The organism is Streptomyces sp. NPDC047028, assembly GCF_040644095.1.
Lineage (GTDB): Bacteria > Actinomycetota > Actinomycetes > Streptomycetales > Streptomycetaceae > Streptomyces.
The window spans coordinates 1-4,811 of record NZ_JBEYVS010000107.1; the positions used below are offsets into that span (position 1 = coordinate 1).

At 66.4% G+C, this 4,811-nt stretch carries 5 protein-coding genes and 3 pseudogenes; 4 read left to right on the plus strand and 4 right to left on the minus strand.

What is annotated here, in order from left to right:
* The first annotated feature begins 12 nt into the window (after positions 1-12).
* Complete coding sequence (locus ABZ854_RS36950) at positions 13-279, plus strand: transposase (RefSeq protein ID WP_361220386.1); 267 nt, start codon at positions 13-15, stop codon at positions 277-279.
* Here the strand turns inward: ABZ854_RS36950 and ABZ854_RS36955 are convergent.
* A pseudogene (locus tag ABZ854_RS36955) lies at positions 207-428 on the minus strand (ATP-binding protein); the annotation flags it as partial. The gene ABZ854_RS36950 and the pseudogene ABZ854_RS36955 overlap by 73 nt on opposite strands.
* Here ABZ854_RS36955 and ABZ854_RS36960 point away from each other — a divergent pair.
* Positions 361-585, plus strand: a complete 225-nt coding sequence (locus ABZ854_RS36960; protein WP_361220376.1) for an STAS domain-containing protein — start codon at positions 361-363, stop codon at positions 583-585. The pseudogene ABZ854_RS36955 and the gene ABZ854_RS36960 sit on opposite strands and share 68 nt — an antisense overlap.
* A gap of 564 nt (positions 586-1,149) precedes the next feature.
* Here ABZ854_RS36960 and ABZ854_RS36965 read toward each other — a convergent pair.
* Positions 1,150-1,492: pseudogene (locus tag ABZ854_RS36965) on the minus strand (MarR family transcriptional regulator); the annotation flags it as partial.
* Positions 1,493-1,766: 274 nt separating this feature from the next.
* On the opposite strand from ABZ854_RS36965, the gene ABZ854_RS36970 reads away from it, so the two are divergent.
* Positions 1,767-2,132, plus strand: coding sequence for a sensory rhodopsin transducer (locus tag ABZ854_RS36970; RefSeq protein WP_361220379.1), 366 nt, complete (start codon positions 1,767-1,769; stop codon positions 2,130-2,132).
* A 309-nt stretch (positions 2,133-2,441) separates the two neighbouring features.
* Here the strand turns inward: ABZ854_RS36970 and ABZ854_RS36975 are convergent, their stop codons facing one another.
* Entirely contained in the window at positions 2,442-2,858 is a 417-nt protein-coding gene (locus ABZ854_RS36975) for an ester cyclase (protein WP_361220382.1), read from the minus strand.
* 954 nt (positions 2,859-3,812) lie between these two features.
* Between ABZ854_RS36975 and ABZ854_RS36980 the strand changes: the two genes are divergently transcribed.
* Positions 3,813-4,016: a cold-shock protein gene (locus tag ABZ854_RS36980; protein ID WP_242331983.1), complete on the plus strand. Its 204-nt coding sequence runs from the start codon at positions 3,813-3,815 to the stop codon at positions 4,014-4,016.
* A gap of 321 nt (positions 4,017-4,337) precedes the next feature.
* Here ABZ854_RS36980 and ABZ854_RS36985 read toward each other — a convergent pair.
* A pseudogene (locus tag ABZ854_RS36985) lies at positions 4,338-4,811 on the minus strand (IS5 family transposase); the annotation flags it as partial.

Here is a 4,811-nt window from a genome sequence, read left to right on the forward strand (position 1 = left end):
GATCACCGGCAGGTGATCGACGCGATCGCGTTCAAGTACCGCACCGGCACTCCGTGGATGGACCTGCCCGAGCACTTCGGCTCGTGGAAAGGAGCTCACAACCGGCTGCGGAAGTGGGCCTCCGACGGCACCTGGGAGAAGGTCTTCACCGCTCTGCTGGCCCAGGCCGACACCGAAGGCGACCTCGAGGATCGTCGCCGTCGATTGACCAGTGCGCTGACCACCAGCTGGGTGAGGTCCATGGCACGCTGCGAGACGGGCAGGCCGTGCTCGGCCTGAACCCGGGTGAGGAAGCCAGCGGCCAGGTGTCGGGCCTGGGCGATATCCGTGCCGTCTCCGACCAGGGCCACACTGATCTTGATGACCGGCCTGTCCGGCGCCGCGCCGCCTGCCCGCGCCGGGTCTGCCTTCACGGACTCCAGCGGCATCAACATCTTCATCGCCGCTCACCGTGCCCTCAGCGAGGCTGGCGGCTGGCTGCGCCTTGCCGCACCCTGCGAATCCGTGATGCGCACCATCAGCATCGTCGGCCTCGACGCCGTCATCGACTGCCGCGAAACCCTCCGCCAAGCCCTCACCATCTGACCGACGACCGACCGTCGACATCGATCAGGCGCAGGCATTGGTGCGCGGCCGGGAAGATGTCCATACCCCAGACGCGGCGGGAGCATCTCAGAGGAATCTGCGTGATGGTCCACCGCGGGAGCCCCACCGCGGATAGGAGGCCCTGGACGCGTGATCTGGTGAGCACGGGATACCAGCAGGTCATGAGGTTACTGGCCGCAGTGCGCGAGAAGGCCGCCGTCTGACCAAACGGGTGCCTCCTGGCGGGAACCGGCGCTTTCACCGCACGCTGTCGGCAGTGGAAGAACCGGCGGAGAGCACTAAATTGTGGTGCGGTGCCGCCGCGGTGATGGTCTGGGCCGGCGGGTGGTAGGGCCGTAAGGCGGCGATAGCTGGTCTGGCCGCTCTCACCTTGGCGCAGCTGGTGTCCAATGGTGTGTGCAAGCAGGTGAGTGACAGGCCGCGGCCACCCAATGAATGGATCCCTCACGACGAGGTCGAGGACCGGTCCGATTCCTCGTCGTTCCCCTCGGGGCACCGCGCCAGCTGTGGCCTTCACCGCAGCGGTCGCCCCCTCCTGGCCGCTGCCGCGATCTCGGCCCGACCCGGGCCGTCGCCGACTCGACTCTTCGCCGCCCCTCCGCCGTGAGCTGGAGCATGGTCTCGGCGGTTGGCGGGATTGGCTGACGGTCGGCGAGCCCGGCCGCGATCAACCGGTCCATCATGCCATGGCCGTCGACGGCGCGACCTGCAGCAGCTCTGCCAGATTGACCAGCTTCGTGGCACCACGGCTCGCCAGCACGACCAGCATCCTGAACTGCGGCAAGGTGACCCGCTCTTCGACCTCGATAAGCGAGCGGGCGGAAACGGCCACCATTAATCGGGACGCGTTCAGCACCGCTCGCGTGACCACGTCCACGTCATCCACGTCCCCTACGGGGGTTTTCCATTTCCGCAGCCGAATGGTCGCCGACCCGGGATACCAGGAAGTCACCGCCTTGCGTACTCGAGCGCTCGCGGAGACTATTCTTCAGCCTACGGCTGAGTGGCTCTCCGAACTCTGAGAGGGGATCTCCGGCATGATCCGGGAGCGCCGGTCTCTGTGAGAGACCGTACCCACGGCATGGCAGCGCGCACGGGCGGCGCCGTATGCCGTGGTCCGGGACGCTGCTGACCGCCCATCCGGCCAAGGAGACAGCGCCATGGAACACATCGGGCACTCCGTATGGACGATCCCCGAAGGGTTCATCTTTCTCTCCAGTACCGGTCCCAAGTCGATGATCAGTCTCGAGACGGCATGTATCTTGAGCACCTGCGACGAAGACGCCCATGTGAGGATCACCATGTTCTTTCCGGGCCGTGAACGGTCCGGTCCGCATCACGTCACCGTGCCTGCCCGGCGCACCCGGAACCAGGTGCTCCAAGAACTGGCGGACGCGGATTCGGTACCGGTCGGTTCCGACGGCGTCTCGGTAGTGGTCAGCGAGATACCGGTCGTCGTCCAGCACACCCGCCTGGGCAGTCGGCATCCCGCGGACGCGCTGCTCTCGACCAGGGCCGTGGACTGATGACCGCGTCTATGGGACGGATCGTTGAGCAACAGAGAAATTTTTCTGAGGCGAGCCATCTCCGCGGCCGCGCGGCGGGCGGACCGGTCCGTCGGCGGCCGGGCCCGCCTTCGAGTGGTCGTACTGTTCGCGTCGGTGATCGCTCTCGACGGTGCGGACACGGCGACGGTCTCCGTCAACGCGGACAGCCTCGAGCATGTGTTCCACGTCGTACCAGGTTTTGAGCTGGTCCACACTCACGAAGGAAGCGCCTTGGTCGGCCCTCGATGCCGCCTCCGTAGGTCCAGCGGGGTGAAGCCGCGGTCAAGATCAAGCAGGTGGCAGTAGTTCGAGTTGCTGGAGCATGGAGAGCTGATCGACCACGTGCCAGTGTTCGGCGATCCGGTCGCCCTCGATCCGGTAGATGTCGATGCCGGCGACGCTGGCCGTTCGTCCGGTGGGAGGGATGCCGAGGAAGGTGCCAGAGTGCGTGGCGGCGTTGGTCCAGCGGACGGCGACACGGTCAGCCTCGGCGATGACGTCGTGAAGGGCGAACCTGGGAGACAGCCCTTCCAGGAGCATGGTCACGCGACTTTTCAGACCCTCACGGCCCGGGCCCTGGCCGGGGAGGGGATCGTGTTCTTCGTAGTCCGGGGTGGCCAGCTCGTCGACCACTTCCACGTGCCGGCCGTTTAGGACTTCGTCGTACAGCCGACGCACGAGCGCTTTGTTAGCTTCGGTGGACACGTGGTGCCTCCGCCCAAATGGGAATCTGTTCGGTTCATCTTGCGAGGCGTAAGCCCTCCGACCACCGGAGCGAGGCCGTAGTCTCCCACGACTGGAGCAAGCTGCGGCCTGGCTCTGCCTCGCAGCCTCGCCGGAGGCCTCGTCTTGACCGCGGCCCGGTCTACACGGTGATCCGTGACAGCACCGCCGAGAGACAACCCTGGCCGGACTGAAATTGATATCTCTGCGCCCTCCACGTGAGGGTGGTACAGATCGCCCTGGAAGGTGACATGGACCGGTCGATTGCTTTGGATGGTGACGTTCAGGGTGACGCGCAGGGCCAGGTGCACGTCTTCATCACGCGGGAAGTGCCACTCCTGCGGGGCGGGCCACGGCTGGGGCCATCCCGAACTCGGACCAAGCGAGGGCCATGCGGCCTCCGGCGTCAGGTGGACTTCAACCTGCGGAGCTTGATCGTCCACGCGGTCACGAGCCGCGTCGAGCGCGACCGCCTGCGAGGACTTCAGGCGCGTTCTAGATGATCTTCGTGGAGCACCGTGTCTCGCCTGCCTGCCAGGCGACGAACAGGGCGGAGGCCGAGGTTGCCACAGCTGCGGCTATCCCCCAAGAGTCTGTCATGGCTGGCGATTTCTCCAGTCCTTGAAGGCATGCGCGCCAATCTGGCCGCACAGCACAAGTAGACGGCCGATAGGTCCTGACTGCCCGGCCAGGGCCCTCACCGGCAGTCATGCGGCCGAACGGATAGTTCGGGCCGCTTGTGGCCTGAGCGTTCGCACAGTGGGGACGGATCTTTCCGTGTAACGTCAGGGTCAGCTGTCATGGTTCCGAAGTACCGGTCGCCCGTGAGCAATGCGCATGGGCGATTCTGCTGTTCACAGTCTCTGAGGACCAGGGCGATCACCTCCGGTTCCCGCACGGTGCGGGAACCGACTTCGAGTCCCCTTGGAGGGCACAATGGCCAGCGGAACCGTCAAGTGGTTCAACTCGGAAAAGGGCTTCGGCTTCATCGAGCAGGACGGCGGCGGCCCCGACGTCTTCGCCCACTACTCCAACATCGCCAGCTCGGGCTTCCGTGAGCTCCAGGAAGGCCAGAAGGTGACCTTCGACGTCACCCAGGGCCAGAAGGGCCCCCAGGCGGAGAACATCACCCCCGCCTGAACCCACACGCCCCACAGCACTTAGGGCAGCACAGTTGTGGGCCCCACTACCCGGGGCCCACAACTACCGTGCGACCTTGCCGACCCATGGGGGGCTTCGGCTGACGAAGCCAGCTACGGTTGGTTCAGTGTCCGGCAGGTGGGGCGCCAAGGAGCGGCCGGGCGAGAGCCAAGAGGTACCTAGCCTCCTTCCAGGCGTTCGGCCACCGCGTCACGTTCTGCCGACGCCTGGCGAGCCTCCCGGCGTGGAGTGCGCCGCTTGTCTTCGGTGAGCGGCAAGTGCGGTCCCGCCGAGGAACAGCCGTAGGCCGTTTCCTTCGGATCACCTCGTCGACCAAATGAAGATGGCGGCTCTGTGGAGTCCGGCGAGGTAGACGGTGGCGGTCTTGTCGCAGCGCGTGGCCAGACCGCGCCACTGCTTGAGCTTGTTGATGCACCGCTCGACGGTGTTGCGCTGCTTGTACGCCTCACGGTCGAAGGCAGGCGGGCGGCCGCCTGATCGGCCTCGCTTCTTGCGCTTGGCGACCTGGTCGGAAGGCTGGGGGATCGCCGCCCGGATCCCGCGCTGACGGAGATGGGTCCGGATCGCGCGGGACGAGCAGGCCTTGTCGGCCAGGACCATCTCCGGTGTGGTTCTGGGCCTGCCGATCCGCCGCGGCACCCGCAGGGTGGCCATGACCTCGGGGAAGGGCGGGTGCATCACCGGCCTGGCCGGGGGTGAGGACGAAGGCGAGCGGGCGGCAGCGGCTGTCTGCGGCAAGGTGGATCTTGTTGGTCAGCCCGCCGCGGGACCGCC